General features: G+C 37.4%; 21 protein-coding genes and 1 other annotated feature. Of the genes, 17 read left to right on the top strand and 4 right to left on the bottom strand.

Annotation, left to right across the window (positions count from 1 at the left end):
- Positions 1–84: 84 nt before the first annotated feature.
- Together ACYFX0_RS09830 and ACYFX0_RS09825 are read right to left on the bottom strand one after the other, a co-directional pair.
- On the bottom strand, positions 85–726 hold the full coding sequence (locus tag ACYFX0_RS09830; RefSeq protein WP_000857697.1) for an RsfA family transcriptional regulator: 642 nt from the start codon (positions 724–726) through the stop codon (positions 85–87).
- Positions 727–763: 37 nt separating this feature from the next.
- A complete protein-coding gene (locus tag ACYFX0_RS09825) occupies positions 764–2050 on the bottom strand; it encodes a replication-associated recombination protein A (RefSeq protein WP_106082511.1) in 1287 nt (428 codons plus the stop codon).
- Positions 2051–2343: 293 nt separating this feature from the next.
- Between ACYFX0_RS09825 and cymR the strand changes: the two genes are divergently transcribed.
- The 7 genes from cymR (at position 2344) to ACYFX0_RS09790 (ending at position 8737) form a co-directional block, all read left to right on the top strand.
- Entirely contained in the window at positions 2344–2760 is a 417-nt protein-coding gene (cymR, locus tag ACYFX0_RS09820) for a cysteine metabolism transcriptional regulator CymR (RefSeq protein WP_000704116.1), read from the top strand.
- Positions 2761–2795: 35 nt separating this feature from the next.
- Positions 2796–3941 (top strand): cysteine desulfurase family protein, encoded by a 1146-nt coding sequence (locus tag ACYFX0_RS09815; protein ID WP_000439891.1) that lies wholly within the window; start codon positions 2796–2798, stop codon positions 3939–3941.
- Between the two features lie 16 nt (positions 3942–3957).
- A complete protein-coding gene (gene mnmA / locus ACYFX0_RS09810) occupies positions 3958–5073 on the top strand; it encodes a tRNA 2-thiouridine(34) synthase MnmA (RefSeq protein ID WP_106082510.1) in 1116 nt (371 codons plus the stop codon).
- A gap of 109 nt (positions 5074–5182) precedes the next feature.
- On the top strand, positions 5183–5842 hold the full coding sequence (locus tag ACYFX0_RS09805) for a tetratricopeptide repeat protein (RefSeq protein ID WP_460270359.1): 660 nt from the start codon (positions 5183–5185) through the stop codon (positions 5840–5842).
- Between the two features lie 95 nt (positions 5843–5937).
- Complete coding sequence (gene recD2 / locus ACYFX0_RS09800) at positions 5938–8274, top strand: SF1B family DNA helicase RecD2 (RefSeq protein WP_000528079.1); 2337 nt, start codon at positions 5938–5940, stop codon at positions 8272–8274.
- A 127-nt stretch (positions 8275–8401) separates the two neighbouring features.
- The gene (locus ACYFX0_RS09795) at positions 8402–8590 is read left to right on the top strand and encodes a hypothetical protein (protein ID WP_000469281.1); all 189 of its coding nucleotides are present in this window, start codon (positions 8402–8404) and stop codon (positions 8588–8590) included.
- An 18-nt stretch (positions 8591–8608) separates the two neighbouring features.
- Positions 8609–8737 carry a YrzQ family protein gene (locus tag ACYFX0_RS09790; RefSeq protein WP_001053553.1) on the top strand — a complete coding sequence of 43 codons (129 nt, stop codon included), beginning with the start codon at positions 8609–8611 and terminating at the stop codon, positions 8735–8737.
- A 46-nt stretch (positions 8738–8783) separates the two neighbouring features.
- On the opposite strand, the gene ACYFX0_RS09785 is transcribed toward ACYFX0_RS09790, so the two are convergent.
- On the bottom strand, positions 8784–8996 hold the full coding sequence (locus ACYFX0_RS09785; RefSeq protein ID WP_000242539.1) for a hypothetical protein: 213 nt from the start codon (positions 8994–8996) through the stop codon (positions 8784–8786).
- A gap of 176 nt (positions 8997–9172) precedes the next feature.
- Here ACYFX0_RS09785 and ACYFX0_RS09780 point away from each other — a divergent pair, with 176 nt between their 5' ends.
- On the top strand, positions 9173–10240 hold the full coding sequence (locus ACYFX0_RS09780) for an AI-2E family transporter (RefSeq protein WP_000793127.1): 1068 nt from the start codon (positions 9173–9175) through the stop codon (positions 10238–10240).
- Between the two features lie 44 nt (positions 10241–10284).
- Here the strand turns inward: ACYFX0_RS09780 and ACYFX0_RS09775 are convergent, their stop codons facing one another.
- Positions 10285–10629 (bottom strand): PH domain-containing protein, encoded by a 345-nt coding sequence (locus ACYFX0_RS09775; RefSeq protein WP_106082509.1) that lies wholly within the window; start codon positions 10627–10629, stop codon positions 10285–10287.
- Positions 10630–10870: 241 nt separating this feature from the next.
- Positions 10871–11090: a binding site (T-box leader), on the top strand.
- Positions 11091–11130: 40 nt separating this feature from the next.
- Here ACYFX0_RS09775 and alaS point away from each other — a divergent pair.
- The 9 genes from alaS (at position 11131) to udk (ending at position 19856) form a co-directional block, all read left to right on the top strand.
- Complete coding sequence (gene alaS / locus ACYFX0_RS09770; protein WP_106082508.1) at positions 11131–13773, top strand: alanine--tRNA ligase; 2643 nt, start codon at positions 11131–11133, stop codon at positions 13771–13773.
- Positions 13774–13849: 76 nt separating this feature from the next.
- On the top strand, positions 13850–14116 hold the full coding sequence (locus ACYFX0_RS09765; RefSeq protein ID WP_000348591.1) for an IreB family regulatory phosphoprotein: 267 nt from the start codon (positions 13850–13852) through the stop codon (positions 14114–14116).
- Between the two features lie 3 nt (positions 14117–14119).
- A complete protein-coding gene (gene ruvX / locus ACYFX0_RS09760) occupies positions 14120–14533 on the top strand; it encodes a Holliday junction resolvase RuvX (RefSeq protein WP_001221202.1) in 414 nt (137 codons plus the stop codon).
- A 12-nt stretch (positions 14534–14545) separates the two neighbouring features.
- Entirely contained in the window at positions 14546–14824 is a 279-nt protein-coding gene (locus ACYFX0_RS09755; protein WP_000392246.1) for a DUF1292 domain-containing protein, read from the top strand.
- 224 nt (positions 14825–15048) lie between these two features.
- Positions 15049–16119, top strand: coding sequence for an endolytic transglycosylase MltG (mltG, locus tag ACYFX0_RS09750; protein WP_000572141.1), 1071 nt, complete (start codon positions 15049–15051; stop codon positions 16117–16119).
- Positions 16120–16322: 203 nt separating this feature from the next.
- Positions 16323–16964, top strand: coding sequence for an O-methyltransferase (locus ACYFX0_RS09745; protein ID WP_000389103.1), 642 nt, complete (start codon positions 16323–16325; stop codon positions 16962–16964).
- Positions 16965–16971: 7 nt separating this feature from the next.
- Entirely contained in the window at positions 16972–17901 is a 930-nt protein-coding gene (locus tag ACYFX0_RS09740) for a peptidase U32 family protein (RefSeq protein WP_000742793.1), read from the top strand.
- 18 nt (positions 17902–17919) lie between these two features.
- Entirely contained in the window at positions 17920–19200 is a 1281-nt protein-coding gene (locus ACYFX0_RS09735) for a peptidase U32 family protein (protein ID WP_000217970.1), read from the top strand.
- A gap of 17 nt (positions 19201–19217) precedes the next feature.
- Complete coding sequence (udk, locus tag ACYFX0_RS09730) at positions 19218–19856, top strand: uridine kinase (protein WP_000537080.1); 639 nt, start codon at positions 19218–19220, stop codon at positions 19854–19856.
- Positions 19857–20106: the final 250 nt, after the last annotated feature.

Genomic DNA, 20106 nt, shown 5'->3' with positions numbered 1-20106 from the left:
TGATATAATTTCAATTGCCGATATATATGGTTCACCGAAAACAAACAAGGATGTCACTTTTTTAACTAAGTGACATCCTTGTTTTTAATTCTCTGCAGAATAAATAATATCTAAATTCCCGTTTTGATCGGTTTTGAAAATCGGGGCAATTTGATCTTCTTGCTCTTCGACTGAAACAAGTTTTCGAGCACGATCCATAATTCTAACAAGCATCGCGTAATCTTCTTCGATTGCTTGTTGTTTTTTTGTGAGTACCGCTAATTTTGCTTCAAGTTCATTATTCGTTTTTTGTAGGGAAGTGAGCTGATTTTGTAATACATCATTTTCAGTTTGCAACTTTGCGATTGAAGGGTTATTATGTTCCATGTTTTGCAAAAATGAGATGACATTTTGCATTGTAAGTTCCTGTTTACTTGGCGTAATATCTTCTGAAAACTCAGCATCGATTACGAGTTGTTTCGTTTTCGTGAACTGATCTTTTTCTATTTTAGCTTCAGAACGTTTTAATTCTTTACGTTGTTTTTTTGCAATCTGCACTGCATCTTCGTAATTCGCTCGTACTTCAGCATTCCATCTAAAGCCACAAGCTGCTGAAGTGCGGTTCAACGCATCGCCGACTTCATCAAATGCTTTTATTTGTGTACTTCCGCTGCGAATATGTCGTAAAACAGTTTCTGCTAAAAGGAGATCATCTTCTTTTGTCCATGCATCTTGACGTGTTTTCATAAGCGAAGCCTCCATAATGGTGACGTTTTCGTTTATGTTACCCTTTATTTTTCGTTTTATTCGAAGTTTGTAATCTTTCATAAACAGTAGAAAGTGCTTGCTCAAATTTCCCTGTCGTTTTCGGTTTATAATATTGCTTGTTTTTTATTTTATCAGGTAAGTATTGTTGCCTTACCCAGCCGTTTGGATGGTCGTGTGGATATAAATATCCAATGCCTCTTCCAAGTGATTCTGCGCCTTTGTAATGACTATCTTTTAAATGGCTTGGAATATCACCTGTTTGATCGTTACGTAAATCATGTAGTGCTGCATCGAGTGCTTTATAAGCTGAATTTGATTTTGGTGATAAGCATAGCTCGATAACGGCATTTGCAAGTGGGATGCGTGCTTCTGGGAATCCGACTCGTTCAGCTGATTCAATTGCAGCTAGTGTACGCGGTCCAGCTTGTGGGCTAGCAAGTCCAATATCTTCATAAGCCATAATAAGAAGGCGTCTGCCAATACTTTGTAAATCACCTGCTTCAATAAGGCGTGCTAAATAATGGAGCGCTGCATTTACATCACTTCCGCGCACTGATTTTTGAAATGCTGATAATACGTCATAATGAGCATCGCCGCCTTTGTCGTGAACGAAGCTCTTCTTTTGTAAGCATTCTTCTGCAATATCGAGTGTGATTTCAGCCGCTTGATCGTCTGTAGTAAAGCTGGATAATACAGCAAGCTCAAGTGCGTTATAAGCGGAACGCATATCACCACCAGAGGCGTTTGCAAAGTGATGTAGTGCTTCATCTGTTATCGTTACAGCATATTCTCCAAGGCCTTTTTCTTTATCTTCTAAAGCTCTTTTTAACCCAATTAAAATATCATCTTCTGTTAGTGCGTGTAATTCGAAAATTTGACATCTGCTTCGAATAGCGGAGTTTATTGCATGGAATGGATTACTTGTCGTTGCACCAATTAAAGTAAGAAGTCCGCTTTCTAAATGAGGTAATAGAAAGTCTTGCTTTGCTTTATCTAGACGGTGAACTTCATCTAAAATTAAAACGAGGTGTCGATGCATCTTCGCTTCTTGTACGACAACTTCCATATCTTTTTTATTGTGAGTAACAGCGTTTAATAGACGAAACGGGGTACCGGTACTTCCTGCAATTGCACTGGCAATGGATGTTTTTCCTGTACCTGGAGGACCGTATAAAATCATAGATTGAAAATGATTTGCTTGGACCATTCGCCATAAAATCTTTCCTTCACCAACTAAATGCTGTTGCCCAATAATTTCTTGAATATTTGTAGGGCGCATTCGATGTGCGAGTGGTTGTTTCATTTAGACCGTCTCCCTTAACATATAATCTCGTTCTATCGTATCATTTTTTTCTATGGAATTTGAAATAGTATGCTGTTTTATGGGAAAAATGAAGATGAATATTTTCATTTTTCTTTCAATTGTAATAATTCCCGAGTTTTTCAATGTGATTTTATGTTATCATTTTGATACACAAGTTGAAATTTCTTATAATACTATATTATGCTATAATTTCATAGGATTTTAAATTGTGTTCTTTTTATAAATAAGATATAACCAATAGAAGTGAAAATTTGAAAAGAGGTGCAAAATAGATGAAGATTTCAACAAAGGGCCGCTATGGCTTAACAATTATGATCGATCTTGCAAAAAAGTTTGGTGAAGGTCCGATTTCATTAAAATCAATTGCGCAGGCGCATGACTTATCGGAGCATTACTTAGAGCAATTAATTTCACCACTTCGTAACGCTCGTCTTGTGAAGAGTACGCGAGGTGCATATGGCGGATATGTATTATCTGATCAACCAGCTAACATTACAGCTGGGGATGTGATCCGTGTATTAGAGGGACCGATTAGTGTTGTAGAAATGATAGAAGAAGAAGAGCCAGCACAGCGCCAGTTATGGATGCGTGTTCGTGATGCGGTGCAAGAAGTGTTAGATAGTACAACGTTAGAAGATTTAGTACGTTATGAGGAAGAAAATCACGGGGGCTATATGTTTTACATTTAATTCCTTGTGAAACGATTTGGAAAGAAGGAGATTTAATGGAACGCATTTACTTAGATCATGCTGCGACATCTCCGACTCACCCAGAAGTGGTCGAAAAGATGATTCCATATATGACAGAAATATTCGGGAACCCGTCTAGTATTCACTTTTATGGACGTCAAACTCGTCACACAGTAGATGAGGCGAGACGAGTGTGTGCACGCAGTATTCATGCGAATCCGAATGAAATTATATTTACGAGCGGTGGTACAGAAGCTGATAATTTAGCGCTTATAGGTGTAGCACGTGCGAACCGTCATAAAGGTAATCACATTATAACGACGCAAATTGAACATCATGCGATTTTGCATACGTGCGAATTGTTAGAGCGTGAAGGGTTTGAAGTGACATATTTACCTGTCGATGAAACAGGGCGCATTCAAGTTTCTGACATACAAAAGGCATTAACCGAAGAGACGATTCTTGTATCTGTTATGTTTGGGAATAATGAAGTAGGGACAATGCAACCAATTGTAGAAATAGGAAAGCTACTAAAGGAGCATCAAGCTTATTTCCATACAGATGCGGTACAAGCTTATGGTTTGGTAGAAATTGATGTGAAAGAGTTTGGTATTGATTTATTATCCATTTCAGCCCATAAAATTAACGGACCAAAAGGTGTAGGGTTCTTATACGCTGGTGCAAATGTGAAATTTGAGCCGTTATTAATAGGCGGAGAGCAAGAAAGAAAACGCCGTGCTGGTACGGAAAATGTGCCTAGTATTGCTGGGCTTCAGCATGCAATTCTTATTGCTGAAAAAACTCGTGAGCAAAAAAATGCCCAATATGAAGAGTTTAAAGATATAATGGTATCTGTCTTCAAAAATGAAGGCATTACTTTCGAGGTAAACGGAAACTTAGAACATCGCTTACCGCATGTGCTTAATGTAAGTTTTACAGGAATGAACATTGAACCGTTTCTTGTGAACTTAGACCTAGCTGGCATTGCAGTATCAAGTGGTTCTGCTTGTACAGCTGGTTCGATTGATCCATCACATGTATTAGTAGCGATGTTTGGAAAAGACTCCGATCAAATACGTTCATCCGTACGCTTTAGTTTTGGACTTGGAAATACGAAAGAGCAAATTGAAAAAGCGGCGTACGAAACAGTGAAAATCGTGAAGCGATTAACACAAAATTAGCATGGGAGGTGACATGATGAACAAACTACCTCACGAAACACGCGTTGTCATCGGAATGTCCGGTGGCGTCGATTCATCTGTAGCAGCACTTTTATTAAAAGAGCAAGGTTATGATGTAATCGGAATTTTTATGAAAAACTGGGATGATACAGATGAGAATGGTGTCTGCACAGCAACTGAAGATTACAATGATGTAATTGAAGTGTGTAACCAAATCGGTATTCCGTATTATGCAGTAAACTTTGAAAAACAATACTGGGATAAAGTATTTACGTACTTCTTAGATGAGTACCGAGCTGGTCGTACACCAAATCCAGATGTAATGTGTAATAAAGAAATTAAATTTAAAGCATTTTTAGAGCATGCAATTGCGCTTGGTGCTGATTATGTAGCAACAGGCCATTATGCACGCGTTGCTTATATGGACGGCGAATATAAAATGCTTCGCGGCGTTGATGACAATAAAGATCAAACATACTTCTTAAATCAATTAAGCCAAGAGCAATTATCAAAAACAATGTTCCCGTTAGGTGAATTAAAGAAACCGCAAATTCGTGAAATGGCGAAAGAAGCTGGCTTAGCGACAGCGGCGAAAAAAGATAGTACAGGTATTTGCTTCATTGGTGAGCGTAACTTTAAAGATTTTTTAAGTAACTACTTACCAGCGCAACCAGGTGTAATGCAAACATTATCTGGTGAAGTGAAAGGAAAGCATGACGGTTTAATGTACTATACAATTGGACAACGTCATGGACTTGGAATTGGTGGTAACGGTGATCCGTGGTTTGCTGTTGGGAAAAACTTGAAAGAAAACATTTTATATGTTGATCAAGGATTCCATAACGAACTTCTATATGGTGATGAAGTTATTGCTACGAATGTAGGATGGGTAAGTAACAAAGTAAAAGAAACAGAATTTAAGTGCACGGCGAAATTCCGTTATCGTCAAGAAGACAATAAAGTAACGGTTCAAATCGTTGATGAAAATACAGTTCGTATTCTTTGTGATGAGTCAATTCGTGCAATTACACCAGGACAAGCAGTTGTGTTCTATGATGGAGATGAGTGCTTAGGCGGTGCTACAATTGATGAAGTATACCGTAGTGGTAAGAAATTGGATTATTTAGGATAAATGAGAAGCCTCTGCCGATTAGCGGTTAGAGGTTTCTTTTACATAAAGCGAATTTTCGTTCGCTTGGAAAATACATTCTTTGTTATAATTTGTTGTAGAGGTGAAGGACATGTCAAACAAACTTGAAACAGGTATTCAATATATGCAAGAAGGAAATTGGGAAGAAGCAGCTAAAAATTTTACAGAAGCAATCGAAGAAAATCCGAAAGATGCGCTTGGATACATTAATTTTGCCAATTTATTAGACGTATTAGGTGATAGCGAACGAGCGATTTTATTTTATAAACGTGCACTAGAGTTAGATGATAAATCTGCAGCTGCCTATTATGGTTTAGGAAATGTATATTATGGCCAAGAGCAATTTACTGAGGCGAAAGCTGTATTTGAACAAGCAATGCAAGCTGGATTACAATCAGCTGATGTAACATTTATGTTAGGTATCACACATGTACAGCTTGGAAATGATCGTCTTGCACTACCATTCTTACAAAGAGCAACAGAATTAGATGAAAACGATGTGGAAGCTGTATTCCAGTACGGACTTTGCTTCGCTCGACTAGAACACATTCAAGAGGCGAAACCTTATTTTGAAAAGGTATTAGAAATGGATGAAGAGCATGCAGATGCGTATTACAATTTAGGTGTTGCGTACGTATTTGAGGAAAATAATGAGAAGGCTCTCGCTTTATTTAAGAAAGCAACTGAAATTCAGCCAGATCACTTTTTAGCGGGTAATGGCGTTCGTTTATTAGAGCAAGAAGCTGAATAAGATAAAAATATAGTTTAATGGGTAGTTATCCCTCATCTAAAGAGGTGGGGGATGTACTGCTCATTAAAGTGAAAATATCGGAAAGGAGAGGAAAGATGGGAAATCAACATGCAATGGATTTGTTTGAGGAAGAGAAAAAGTTTATAAAAGCGCAAGTTCTTCATACCATTTTCCACAACGAAGAAAACCTCTATTCCGTTGTCAGTATGAAAGTCATTGAAACGAATGAAACATATGACGAAAAGAAAGTAATGATAAACGGTCATTTTCCCCGCATGCATGAAGATGAAGTGTTTACATTGACAGGTCACTTTAAGGACCATCCAAAGTATGGAAAACAATATATGGTTGAAACATTTAAAAAAGAATTGCCGCAAACAAAAGCAGGTATGGTGCAATATTTAGCGAGTGATTTATTTAAAGGGATAGGAAAGCGTACAGCGGAAAAAATTGTGGATCATCTCGGGGAACATGCTATTTCTAAAATTATGGATGACCCTGAGGCGTTAAATGGTGTTGTTAACAAACAAAAGGCTCAGGAAATATATGAGACAATTGTTGAACATCAAGGATTAGAGAAAGTAATGAGCTTTTTAAATGGTTACGGTTTTGGAACGAAACTTTCTATTAAGATTTACCAGCAATATAAAGAGATGACATTAGAAGTGATTCGTAATAATCCGTATCAACTTATTGAAGAAGTGGACGGGATTGGTTTTGGACGAGCGGATGATATAGGGCGTGCGTTAGGAATATCGGGTAATCACGACGACCGTGTACGAGCGGGATGTTTTTACACATTAGAGAATGTCTCATTGCAACTTGGTCACGTTTATATGAGGAAAGATCAACTTGTAAGAGAAACGATGTCACTTTTAAACAATCAAGAAGGAAGAGTGACTGAGGAAGATATTATAGGTTGTATTGAAACGATGCAAAGTGAAGGGAAAGTCATCATAGAAGAAGAACGAGTGTATTTAGCAACTTTATTCTACTCTGAAAAAGGTGTTGTAAAGTCTATTCGTCGATTGATGAATCAAGAGGAAACACCTTCATTTCCTGAAGCAGAAGTGTTAAAAACATTAGGTGAAATTGAAGAACAGTTAAACGTGCAGTATGCACCGTTTCAGCAAGAAGCGATTCAAACGGCACTTCATAAGCCAATGATGTTATTAACAGGTGGACCAGGAACGGGGAAAACAACTGTTATTAAAGGGATTGTTGAAATGTATGCGTCACTTCACGGATTATCGTTAAATCCGAATGAATACAGTGATGATAATCCATTTCCAATACTATTAACAGCTCCAACAGGAAGAGCAGCGAAGCGGATGAGTGAATCGACAGGACTTCCAGCTTGCACAATTCACCGTTTGCTTGGCTGGACGCCAGAAGGATCTTTCCAGCGTAATGAAACGGATCCTGTCCAAGGTAAGCTCCTTATTATTGATGAATTTTCAATGGTTGATATTTGGCTTGCGAATCAGCTATTTAAGTCGCTACCGACGAACATTCAAGTTATCGTTGTAGGTGATGAAGATCAGTTGCCATCTGTAGGACCTGGACAAGTATTAAAAGATTTATTAAATGCAGGCGCAGTTCCGACAGTGAAGCTTACTGAAATTTATCGTCAAGCAGAAGGCTCATCTGTTATTCAACTTGCCCATGCAATCAAAGACGGCACGCTCCCGCCAGATTTAGCACAAAATAAAAAAGATCGTTCATTTATCAGCTGTACAGGGGCTCAAATTGTTGAGGTTGTGAAAAAAGTTTGCGAAAATGCTAAAACAAAAGGATTTAGTGCAAGGGATGTCCAAGTATTAGCGCCGATGTACCGCGGGCCTGCTGGTATTAATGTATTAAACGAAGCATTGCAACAAGTATTTAATCCGAAGAGGGAAAAGAGTAAAGAAATTGCTTACGGTGATGTTGTATACCGAAGAGGCGATAAAGTACTGCAACTCGTTAATCAGCCAGAGAGCCAGGTGTTTAATGGTGATATTGGAGAAATTGTTTCGGTGTTTTATGCGAAAGAAAACGTTGAGCAACAAGATATGATTATCGTTTCATTTGATGGAATTGAGGTAACGTATACAAAGCCCGATTTAAATCAAATTACGCATGCATATTGTTGTTCCATTCATAAATCACAAGGTAGTGAATTTCCGATTGTTATTATGCCGATCGTGAAAAGTTACAACCGTATGTTACGTCGTAATTTAATTTACACGGGCATTACAAGAAGTAAGAAGTTCCTTATTATTTGCGGGGAGGAAGCAGCTTTCAAATCTGGTGTAAATCGCCTTGATGATGCAATGCGTCAAACAACTTTGGCTAGTCGCTTGCAGGAATCACAAGGAGAAGTACAGATGGTCACAGTTAATGGCGAAGAAATGGACGTGGAAAACATTTCACCGTATGATTTCATGTAACAAGGTGAAATTATATAGTGAAACTTTCAAACGCATAGCGTTGAAAGGCTCCAGCGATGTATAAACGAATGCAATTTGGACATAATGGCGAATAGAATCTGGGAGTCTGTAAGGAGATGAAAGCCATATGTTCATTTGTCCAAATTGCAAAGGGAAAGACATTGGAAAAATAGGTGTCAACCAATTTTATTGCTGGAATTGTTATATCGAATTATCGGTTTCAAAGGGGAAAATCCATACGCATCAAGTTGAGGAAGATGGTTCATTAAGCTCTCTTGATGATTTATTTGATGAGAATGAAAGAACGATCGGATAACGAAAAGGGGGATTTACTTTGAATCTACGCAATTCATTAATTGCATTAGGTGTTGGAGCTGCAGCATATCAATATGCTCGTAAGCAAGATGTATTTTCAAAACGCAATATGAAAAAAGCACGTAAGATGATTAAGTCTTACTTATAATCATTTCGATAAAGTGAAAAACTCCCTTATTGACGAGGGAGTTTTTTTATGCGCTCATATGCAAATAAAAAAGTCCGATTTCTGAGAAAAGATAAGATAGACCGTAGCAGCCAACGCCGAGTATTCCATACTGCCATAATTGCTTCGCTTTTTCTTTACGTGAGGAACGAATAAAGAACCCCTTCCAAATACCAAACCCGATACAAATCCATTCAAGAATCATAAAAAGTGCTGATAATCCAAGCATAAACAAAACCATAATTAGCCCTCCTGATTATATTAATTCATGCTGTATTCTCAGGGGTGGTTGTCCTTGTTATGTTATTTATATGTACGTCTTTAAAAAACAGTATGGTCCGTATGAAAAGATTTTAAAAGTTTCGCACATAACCTACCCCATTTATTTTCAAAATAAAGGTGGAGGAGGTTTTTCATGTGAAGAATCTTAAAATCATTTGGATATATCGTTTAGGATTATTATTACTTGTTTTTCTTTGTTTGCTCGTCTTTTTAAAAATTAAGCCACTATGGGCACCGATTATTTTTGTATTTAAAGTAGCAATCACGCCATTTCTTATCGCTTGTTTTATTGCGTATTTATTGCACCCTTTAATTGAAAAAATCCATAAGGAAGGGATGCCCCGTACACTTGCCATTTTGCTTATTTATATCCTTTTCTTTGGCGGAATTGGTTATGGGATTTATAAAGGAACGCCAGTCGTTATTAAACAGTTACAAGAGATTAATGAACAATTTCCGCAGTTTACAAAGATGTACGATTCGTGGATGGATGGCGTTACAGAACAAACAGCGAATTTCCCTTCGTTCATTCATGAAAAGGTGAAACAACTTTTTGTGGGTGTGGAAACGAAGATTCAAGCGCTTTTAAATAAAGTGATGAGTACAGCTCGTGGTGTACTCGATTCATTGCTCATTATTTTCTTAATACCGTTCATTGTATTTTACATATTAAAAGATTATGGTGAGTTTTATCATATCTTTTGGAAACTAGTCCCAAGTAAATGGCGAGGTACGGGGCAAATGCTTGCGAAAGAAATTGATAAGTCACTTGGAAGTTATATTCGAGGACAGTTATTTGTTTGTTTGGTATTAGGGGGAGTATCAGCTCTTTCTTTTTGGTTTATCGGTATGAAATATCCATTATTGCTTGGTATTATTATTGGGGTAACGGATATAATCCCGTACTTCGGCCCTATTTTAGGAGCGATCCCGACGTTAATGATTGCAGCAACAGTATCAACGAGCTTACTTATTAAGGCGGGGATTACGATTGCTATTTTGCAATTTGTGGAAAGTAACATTTTATCGCCTTACATTGTTGGTAAGTCACTTCGTATGCATCCCGTTATTATTATGCTTGCATTACTAGTTGGAGGGGAAGTAGCTGGTATTGTAGGGTTACTAATATCGGTTCCCATCTTAGCAGTTATTCGCACCGTCATTGTTCATGTGAAGCCTCTCTTGAAAAAAGAAGATGTGTAAGTATAGAAGCCCTCTATGTAAGAAATAGAGGGCTAATCGTATATTTATTTAGAAATCTGCTCGTGTATCTTTTGAACGAGGGAGCTCACATCATTTGTTTGAATATGTTTTATTTTTTTCCATTCGTTATCATACATAAATACAATTTGATTGTTGAAAAGACGCTTTTGTTCTTTTAGATTAGAAATTTTTGCGAAAGAGTACTCTTCAAATATTGGATTGTTACTTACATCTGGTCCATAAAAGAATAGCCTTTTGTTCGTTAAAATCAATAGGCCTAGTCTCGCGAAGGAACGATAAATAAATATGTCTAATGAACATGCTGCGTAAAGTAATATTGTTTCGTTAGTCGCTAATATGTTTTTAGCTTTGCTAAGTAAGGTTGTCATTGTGATCGCTCCTTTATTTTATTAACAATAATTTAATTATAGCAAAAAAGGTAATATTTATAATTTTTTATAAATTATTCTTGTAAGGAGATTCCGATTTGTTAATAAACGCATAATATATGAAAAGGCTGTTAAGAATGAATAGTAGAATACCTATGATAAATAAGCAATTAATACAATATAAATGATTATCTACATTGACAAACTTAAGAGAATTCTATTATATTTAGTCATATAATACATTAAATCAATGACGGAACAAGTACGTTACAGTCCATTTATAGAGAGAAGCTTCCATATGGCTGAAAGAAGCTTTAAATGAAGGGTAACAGAAAGCTAATCCTGAGAGCAGCTAATCACTGCCGTCTTGCCACGTTACGGCACCATGAGGTGATGAATTGATTGTTATTGTAATCAATTCATAATTAGGGTGGTATCGCGAGTTAACTCTCGTCCCTTTTATAGGGACGGGAGTTTTTTATATTTAAGGAGGAAAATACAATGAAACAACTAACAGGCGCACAAATTCGTCAAATGTTTTTAGACTTTTTCCAAGAAAAAGGACATGCAGTAGAACCTAGTGCATCACTAGTTCCACATGAAGATCCATCTCTTCTATGGATTAATAGTGGTGTAGCTACATTAAAAAAATATTTTGATGGACGTGTAATCCCACAAAATCCACGTATTACAAATGCTCAAAAATCAATTCGTACAAACGATATTGAAAACGTAGGGAAAACAGCTCGTCACCATACATTCTTTGAAATGTTAGGAAACTTCTCAATCGGTGATTACTTCAAAGAAGAAGCAATTACATGGGCTTGGGAATTCTTAACGAGCGACAAATGGATCGGATTCGATAAAGAATTACTATCAGTTACAATCCATCCAGAAGATGAAGAAGCATTCACAATTTGGAATGAAAAAATGGGCGTTCCAAAAGAGCGTATTATCCGCTTAGAAGAAAACTTCTGGGATATTGGTGAAGGACCAAGTGGACCGAATACAGAGATTTTCTATGACCGCGGGGAAGCTTACGGTAATGACTTTAGTGACCCAGAATTATATCCAGGCGGAGAAAACGAGCGTTACTTAGAAGTATGGAACCTTGTATTCTCTCAATTTAACCATAATCCAGACGGTTCATATACACCACTTCCTAAGAAAAACATTGATACAGGGATGGGTCTAGAACGTATGACATCTATCGTTCAAGATGTGCCTACAAACTTTGATACAGACCTATTCATGCCGATGATTGGTGCAACAGAATCAATTTCTGGTGAGAAATATCGTAATGGCGATTTAGAAAAAGATATGGCATTCAAAGTAATTGCTGACCATATCCGTACAGTAACATTCGCTGTTGGTGACGGTGCTCTTCCATCTAACGAAGGTCGTGGTTATGTATTACGTCGCTTATTACGCCGCGCTGTTCGTTATTCGAAGAAATTAAACATTAACCGTCCATTCATGTTTGAATTGGTACCGGTTGTTGGAGAAGTAATGAAAGACTTCTATCCAGAAGTACTTGAAAAGAAAGATTTCATTGCGAAAGTTGTGAAAAATGAAGAAGAGCGTTTCCATGAAACACTTCATGATGGTGAAGCAATTTTAGCTGAAGTTATTGCAAAAGCAAAAGAAGAAAAAACAACTGTTATTTCTGGAGTAGATGCGTTCCGTCTATATGACACATACGGTTTCCCAATCGAATTAACAGAAGAATATGCAGAAGAAGCTGGTATGACAGTTGACCAAGAAGGCTTCGAAAATGAAATGGAAAAACAACGTGAGCGTGCACGTGCTGCTCGTCAAGACGTTGACTCAATGCAAGTTCAAGGCGGTGTACTTGGAGAAGTTAAAGTAGCGAGTGAGTTCGTTGGTTACGGTACAGTTGCAACGGAAAGTAACGTTGTTGCACTTGTGAAAAACGGTGAGTACACAGATAGCTTACAAGCAGGGGAAGAAGGACAGTTAATTCTTGACGTAACACCATTCTACGCTGAGAGCGGTGGACAAATTGCTGACCGTGGTTACCTTCTTGCTGACGGCGTGAAAGTTCTTGTAAAAGACGTACAAAAAGCACCAAATGGTCAAAACTTACACAAAATAGCTGTGGAAGAAGGCACGTTAACGAAAGATGCAGCTGTGAAAGCTGTTATCGATACGAAAAACCGTAGTAGCGTTGTGAAAAATCATACAGCAACTCACTTACTACACCAAGCATTAAAAGACGTACTTGGAACGCATGTTAATCAAGCAGGTTCTCTTGTAACTTCTGAACGTCTACGCTTTGACTTCTCTCACTTCGGTCAAGTGCAAGCTGACGAATTAGAAAAAATTGAGCGTATGGTAAACGAGAAAATTTGGGAAAGTATTAACGTTGAGATTTCTCAAAAATCAATCGGAGAAGCAAAAGAAATGGGCGCAATGGCATTATTCGGTGAAAAATACGGAGATGTTGTACGCGTTGTACAAGTTGGCGATTACAGCTTAGAGCTTTGCGGTGGTTGTCACGTTGATAATACAGCTTCTATCGGTATTTTCAAAATCGTTGCTGAGTCTGGTATCGGTGCAGGAACTCGTCGTATTGAGGCGGTAACTGGTAAGTCTGCATACGAATTAATGAACGATCAAGTAGGTTTATTAAAAGAAGCAGCAGGAAAAATGAAAACAAATCCGAAAGATATTTTAACAAGAGTTGATGGTCTATTTGCTGAAGTGAAACAACTTCAAAAAGAAAACGAATCTCTTGCTGCGAAATTAAGCAATATTGAAGCTGGAAACTTAACTGATTCTGTAATGACAGTTGATGGTGTGAATGTATTAGCAGCGAAAGTAAATGTTGCAGATATGAACAACTTACGTACGATGATGGATGATCTAAAAAATAAATTAGAGTCAGCAGTTGTTGTATTAGCGTCTGTTAATGACGATAAAGTAAACATCCTAGCAGGTGTAACGAAAGACTTAATTAGCCAAGGTTACCATGCTGGTAAACTTGTGAAAGAAGTAGCTTCTCGTTGCGGCGGTGGCGGTGGTGGCCGTCCTGATATGGCACAAGCAGGTGGTAAAAACCCAGCTCAAGTCGAAGAAGCTTTAGCATTTGTACAAGAGTACGTTAAATCTGTTTCAAAATAAAGAGATAGTAGTGTACAATGGTAGGGAGAGGAGAAGTTCTTCTCCCTATACTTACTATATAAGTGAGGTGCTTGAAATGGACGGTTTTGATAAAACAATGAAGTTTAGCATTCAAGATGAAAAACAGAGTGTCCATGTAAATGATGTACTTTTAACTGTGTATGATGCACTTCAAGAAAAAGGCTATAATCCGATTAACCAAATCGTCGGTTATTTATTAAGTGGAGACCCAGCATACATACCTCGCCATAAAGATGCACGAAGCATCGTTCGTAAGCTTGAACGTGATGAGATCATTGAAGAGCTTGTGAAGTCTTACTTGAAACATCATCGTGAGGAGTAGTTTATGCGGATATTAGGTTTAGATGTAGGTACAAAAACAGTCGGAGTTGCAATGAGCGACGAAATGGGCTGGACAGCACAAGGATTAGAAACAATTAAGATTAACGAAGAACGAGGTCACTTTGGTTTTGATCGTATTTCTGAGTTAGTAAAGCAGTACAATGTGGACAAAATAGTAGTAGGTTTACCTAAAAATATGAATGGTACAATTGGCCCACGTGGTGAAGCGTGCCAACAATTTGCAGAAAACCTACGAGAGCTGTTACAATTAGACGTTGTAATGTGGGACGAGCGTTTGTCGACGATGGCAGCGGAACGTCTACTCATTTCAGCGGATGTAAGCCGTAAGAAGCGAAAACAAGTAATCGATAAGATGGCTGCAGTCGTAATCTTACAAGGATTTTTAGATAGTAAATAAGAGGTGACCAAAATGGAAGAAAATCAAATTACAATTGTAGACGAAAAAGGTAACGAACATTTATGTGAAATTATTTTCACTTTTGATGCTGAAAAATTTGGTAAAAAATCATACGTAGTCTTCTCTCCAATCGGTGAAGTAGACGAAGATGGAGACCAAATTTATGATGCAATGGCTTATGAGCAAAATGAAGAAGAGGGCGGAAGTTTACTTCCAATCGAATCTGAAGAAGAGTGGGAAATGGTACAAGAAATGTTCAACACTCTTGCTGATGAGCAAGAAGCTGAATAATAAGTACTGAAAAGATGGACGACATACAGTCCATCTTTTTTTTGTATTTATATGTAAAATGAAAGATTTTTTGTCGAAACTGTGTAATCCTTTGTAGTATAATGAGACGGATTGTAGAAAAATAAAATGGATACTAAAAAAGATAGGCGAATTTGTTGTGGCTTTCCATCATGCTGTATAGAAACATATACATATGGTCTACAATTGAATAAGGAGGAAGAGTTTTGATAGAGAATCAAGTGAAAAAGAAGCGTAGACGCATCTTTTTATTTTCGATTATTGCACTGCTTTTAGTTTGTGGTTCAGTCTATGCGTATATTTCATCCGCATTAGGACCAGTTGATAGCGGGAATAAAAAAGAGATTGAAGTAGAAATTCCGAAAGGATCATCTACAAGTAAAATTGGAGAAATTTTAGAAGAAAAAGGCGCTGTGAAAAACGGTACAGTTTTTAGTTTTTATACAAAGGCTAAATCGAAAAGTTTACAAGCAGGTACATATTTATTAAATCCTTCGATGAATGCTAAAGATGTTATCGAACAAATGTCATCTGGCAACGTGCATCGTCCAGCTCTTTATAAAGTGACGATCAAAGAAGGAGCTCAAGTAACTGAAATTGCAGAAACGATTGCGGCAGAACTAAAGTGGAATAAAGATGATGTTACGCGTCAATTAAACGATAAAGCATTTATTCAAAAAATGCAGCAAAAGTATCCGAAGTTATTAACGGATAAAATCTTTGATAGTAATATTAAATACCCATTAGAAGGTTATTTATATCCTGCGACGTATTCATTTTATAAGAAAGATACGACGTTAGAAGAAATCGTAATTCCGATGCTTGAGAAAACAAATGCAATCATTGTTCAAAATGAGGCAAAAATGAAAGCAAAGAACTGGGATGTTCATCAGCTTTTAACATTATCTTCACTTATTGAAGAAGAGGCAACTGGTTTTACAGATCGTCAAAAGATCTCTAGTGTCTTTTATAATCGTTTAGAGAAAGGTATGCCGCTTCAAACGGATCCAACGGTATTATATGCACTTGGAAAGCATAAACAACGTGTATTATACGAAGATTTAAAGGTCAACTCACCGTACAATACGTATGTTGTAAAAGGATTGCCGGTAGGGCCGATCGCAAACTCTGGTAAACATTCAGTGGAAGCTGCGTTAGAACCTGCGCAAACAGATTATTATTATTTCTTAGCTGCACCAAGTGGTGAAGTGTACTATGCGAAAACATTAGAAGAGCATAATGCATTAAAGCAAAAATACATTACGAAAAAACAGTGAAATGGGGAGGGATAGCGAAAAAAGTCGCACATCCCTCTTTTTTGTGGTAAAATATATCGGGTTAAAAACTGGCAGAAGAATCGTTTTTAATATCAAAACGGGACGTACAAGCTAAGGGTAAAACTGGCTTGTATTTTTATTGCATTCTATGTGGGAAAAGACGTCATAGAGGCACTTCTCCATGTAAATAAGGAGGACCATTTATGGAGGATGCAGTTAACGAGTACCTATTATCATTTATTGATCCGAAAGATAAATTAATTCTTGAAATGGAAGAATATGCAACAGAAAATCATGTGCCGATTATGGATCGACTTGGAATGGAATTTATGCTGCAATTTTTACGTTTAATTGGACCGAAAAGCATTTTAGAACTTGGAACAGCAATCGGTTATTCTAGTATTCGTATGATGCAAGCTATTTCAAATTCACGTATTGTGACAGTTGAGCGCAATCGTGAGCGATATGAAAAAGCACTTGAATATATAGAACGTTCCCCAGTAACAGATCGTATTTCAGTTATTTACGGTGATGCGTTAGAGACAGGTGAACAAGTAAAAGAACACGGGACATTTGACGTTATTTTTATTGATGCAGCAAAAGGACAGTATCGTCGCTTTTTTGACTTATATGAACCGTTATTAAATCCTGGTGGCGTAATTATTTCAGATAATGTTATGTACCATGGTCTTGTAACGACAAAAGAGAAAATTGAAAACAGACGTACACGTGGTTTAATCCGTCGTATTAAGACGTACAATGAGTGGCTTATGAACCATGAAGGATACGATACAACGATTTTCCCAATTGGTGATGGAGTAGCTGTTAGTAAAAAGAGAGGGTGACCAAGGTATGAAGAAACCTGAATTGTTAGTAACGCCAAGAGCGGTGGCGGATATCGAACTTCTTGCGAAAGCAGGAGCAGATGCGGTAATGATCGGTGAGCAAAAGTTTGGTTTACGTTTAGCAGGGGAGTTTTCACGTGAAGATGTAAAACAAACTGTGAAGATTGCACATGAAAATGGTGTGAAAGTATACGTAGCCATGAACGCTATGTTCCACAACGATAAAGTAGAAGAATTAACAGATTACGTTTCATTTTTAAATGAAGTAAATGTAGATGCAATTGTTTTCGGAGATCCAGCAGTATTAATGGCTGTTCGCGAAGTAGCGCCAAATATGCAGTTGCACTGGAATACAGAAACGACAGCAACAAACTGGTTCACTTGTAATTACTGGGGACAAAGAGGAGCGAAGCGCGCTGTATTAGCTCGTGAGCTGAGCTTAGATGAAATTGTTGATTTAAAAGAAAATGCTGAAGTGGAACTAGAAGTACAAATTCACGGTATGACTTGTATGTTCCAATCGAAGCGTTCATTAGTAGGAAATTACTTTGAGTATCAAGGACGTAATCTTGACATTGAAAAGAAAAAATATGAAGAGAATATGTTCTTATATGACCCAGAGCGTAACAATAAATATCCAATTTATGAAGATGAAAATGGTACTCATATTATGAGTCCGAACGATATTTGTTTCATCGATGAATTAGAGGAACTAATCGAAGCTGAAGTTGACAGCTTAAAAATCGATGGTGTACTAAAAAGCTCTGAATACATTATTGAAGTAACGAAGAAATATCGTCAAGCGATTGATTTATGTGTGGAAGATCGTGATGCATATTATGACGTGAAAGATGCTCTATATAAAGAAATAGAAGAAATGCAACCAGTAAATCGTCCGTTAGACACAGGATTCTTCTTTAAAGAAACGGTTTACTAAACGAGGAGGGTGTAGGAAATGACTGTACAAGAAATTTCACGAGTGATCGATGGCAAACGTGTTATTGTGAAGAAACCTGAACTGTTAATCCCTGCGGGTAACTTAGAAAAATTAAAAGTAGCTATCCATTACGGGGCAGATGCTGTATATTTAGGTGGACAAGAATTTGGTCTTCGTTCGAATGCAGGTAATTTTACGCTAGAAGAAATGGCAGAAGGCGTTGAGTTTGCAAAGAAGTATGGAGCAAAAATATACGTAACAACAAATATCTTTGCACATAATGAAAATATGGACGGGCTAGAGGAATATTTAAAAGGGATTGAAAAAGCTGGCGTAACGGGGATTATCGTTGCTGATCCGCTTATCATTGAGACTTGTAAACGTGTAGCGCCTTCTGTTGAGGTGCATTTAAGCACACAGCAATCACTATCCAACTGGAAAGCAGCACAGTATTGGAAAGAAGAGGGTTTACATCGTCTTGTATTAGCTCGTGAAGCAAGCTATGAAGAAATGAAAGAAATTAAAGAAAAAGTGGATATTGAAATTGAAGCATTCGTCCATGGTGCAATGTGTATCGCATATTCAGGAAGATGTACATTAAGTAACCATATGACAGCGCGTGACTCTAATCGTGGCGGTTGTTGCCAATCTTGCCGCTGGGATTATGATTTAGTTCAAACAGTATCACAACATAAAGATGCAAAAGAGCTTCCTCTATTCCAAGAAGAAGATGCTCACTTTGCGATGAGTCCAAAAGATCTAAATTTAATTTTATCAATTCCGAAAATGATTGAAATTGGAATCGATAGCTTAAAGGTAGAAGGACGTATGAAATCAATCCATTACGTAGCGACTGTAGCAACTGTATATCGTAAAGTAATTGATGCTTATTGTGCGGATCCAGATAACTTTGAGTTTAAACAAGAATGGTTAGATGAGCTTGATAAATGTGCAAATCGTGATACAGCTCCTGCATTCTTTGAAGGGGTTCCAGGACATCAAGAGCAAATGTTTGGAAATCATAGTAAGAAAACAACGTATGATTTTGCTGGTTTAGTGTTAGATTATAATGAAGAAACGGGCATCGTAACGATTGAGCAACGTAATCATTTCAAACCAGGACATGAAGTGGAGTTCTTTGGACCAGAAATAGAAAACTTTACGCAAACGGTGGAGAAAATTTGGGATGAGGATGGAAACGAATTAGATGCAGCGAGACATCCGTTGCAAATCGTGAAATTCAAAGTGGATCAACGAGTGTATGTGAATAATATGATGCGCAAAAGCATACTTCAATAAGAAAGAGTGATAGTCGAATGGGGACGAATAAGCCTGTTGTAATTGGAATTGCTGGTGGTTCGGGATCAGGTAAAACGAGTGTAACGAAAGCGATTTTTGACCATTTTAAAGGTCATTCTATTTTAATCTTAGAGCAAGATTATTATTACAAAGATCAAAGCCATTTACCAATGGAAGAGCGTTTAAAAACAAATTATGATCATCCGCTTGCGTTTGATAATGATCTGTTAATTGAACATTTGCAGCAGTTGCTTGCATATGAGCAAATTGATAAGCCTGTATATGACTATACATTGCATACACGTTCAGAAGAAATTATTCCAGTTGAGCCGAAAGATGTAATTATTTTAGAAGGAATTCTTATTTTAGAAGACCCACGTCTTTGCGAGTTAATGGACATTAAATTATTCGTTGATACGGATGCTGACCTTCGTATTCTGCGCCGCATGCAGCGTGATATTAAAGAGCGCGGTCGTACGATGGATTCAGTTATTGATCAGTACGTAACTGTTGTACGTCCAATGCACAATCAATTTATTGAGCCTTCTAAGAAATTTGCGGATATTATTATCCCTGAAGGTGGACAAAACCATGTTGCAATTGATATTATGGTGACAAAAATTGCAACAATTCTTGAACAAAAAGTAAATTTGTAATAGCATAGTAAAAGATATACGGTAGGAAGGGATTTTTTCCCTTCCCATCGAATACAATGAAACATGCAACCTCATCTATATATAGGTGAGGGCATATTTATATCAACTTTCCATACATATCTTCTTTATATAAAGAAGAATTGGAAATACGGGGTTGTATGTGACAACTCCGCTAGTGCAAGGGTACTAGAAACCTCCGCTAACAATGGAAGCGGAGGAGTTTTCATATGGAACTCCTCTTTTTTTCGGG

Source organism: Bacillus sp. NEAU-Y102, from assembly GCF_054788175.1.
The sequence above is the reverse complement of the archived record's forward strand: the minus strand, read 5'-3'. Positions and strand labels throughout refer to the sequence as shown.